General features: G+C 33.8%; 1 protein-coding gene. It reads right to left on the reverse strand.

What is annotated here, in order from left to right:
• Window positions 1–41: 41 nt before the first annotated feature.
• Window positions 42–1,313: an IS4 family transposase gene (locus I6F42_RS19950; protein WP_197153192.1), complete on the reverse strand. Its 1,272-nt coding sequence runs from the start codon at window positions 1,311–1,313 to the stop codon at window positions 42–44.
• Window positions 1,314–1,410 lie beyond the last annotated feature (97 nt).

Consider the following 1,410-nt stretch of genomic DNA (forward strand, 5'->3'; position numbering starts at 1 on the left):
ATGTCATAGGTAGGTACTTAAGAAAAATATTAAGTACAGCCTTAAAAATTTGGCTCTACCCCATACTGAAATACTCCTGTTTTTCGATCGCGTTTGGGGTGTGCCCTAGCTGCATTTTTCCTCAGAAAGTCAAATGCTGCATTAACTGCATTTAACAATCCTTTCCTATGCTTCCTAATAATCGCTGTTAATATGCCAATCCACCAAACACCCGTTGTTTTTGCTACTGTCATTGTAGACATTTCAGTTTTGAATATCTTTTCAATACAGCCAGTTAAAAACCTTTTAAGCGTGGTTACTATTAAACTTACATAAATTAGCGCCTCTTGTAAGGTTGCGTTTGATGTTTGAAAGCCGCGTAAATTATTATAAGACTTACACTCCTTAAAAAGTAATTCAACCTGCCAGCGTAACCTATATAATTTGCCTATTTCAGTCGCTGTAAATTCATCAATAGATAAATTAGTGACTAAAAATGTATATTGTTTTTCTTTTTTTGACCAATACCCAACGACTATTGTTAGCTTGTTTTTTATGCTAACATTCATATCAATAAGATCATTTTTAGGTAATTCGGGGAGCAATTCACATAACTTTGGGGAATGACTTCCTGTTAATTCCTGTCCATTTTGCTTAAAAGCATTATGTACTCTGACTGCTTTTAATCCCTTCGCTCTTAATACGTAAAATCCTCCTGCTTTATCTAATTCATGAATATAACTACCTGAATAATACCCTCTATCAGCAAGTAACAACTGTCCTTTCAACTCTTTAAATGTTGGAAGTTCTTCACGTTCAGAATAACTGTCTGGTGTTATACCTGCTTTTTCAAAGCAACCTTGCGTTAAATTTAAAGTAGCATGCAATTCAATCGCTGCTGGACACGTATTTGAAAATCGCCCAGGAAAAACATCTTTTAAAGAACGATGAAGCATAATAGAGCTACCGTCCTGAATTAAAATATTCTCAAACTTGAACAAATCTTTTTTCGTGTACTTAAGCGCATCATTTATCCAACAATTAAAAACTCTATTTGTTACCTCTCGCATTAGTTCAGCTAGTTCAGGTTTAACTAACTGGTTATGAAAAGGCTTATACTTAATAGACTGCCCTGTTAGCTGATTATAAACTCTTAATATTTCGGATAAATAGATCGTTTTTTTATCCCCAAGCGCAGCCACAAGACTAACAACCATATGAAATGCGGTAATATTTCTTTCTCTTTTAGTAAATGCTACTTGTTTACCAAGTCGGTTCAGTTTTTTTTCACTTAGGATACTTTTTAACTTATTAATAAAAATGTTAGCATTCATTTGAAGCTCTTTTCTTGATTCTGTGGTTTGTGTGGTAATAACCATTTGATCATGAATTGAGCTTCAACTCAATTTCTTAAGATCTTACCTATGACAT

This window comes from Pseudoalteromonas sp. SWYJZ12 (assembly GCF_015864395.1).
In the GTDB taxonomy this organism is placed as follows: domain Bacteria; phylum Pseudomonadota; class Gammaproteobacteria; order Enterobacterales; family Alteromonadaceae; genus Pseudoalteromonas; species Pseudoalteromonas arctica.

Bases quoted from the DNA above. Each gene is read 5' to 3' on its own strand.
- I6F42_RS19950 (WP_197153192.1), bottom strand. From the start codon at position 1,313: ATGAATGCTAACATTTTTATTAATAAGTTAAAAAGTATCCTAAGTGAA.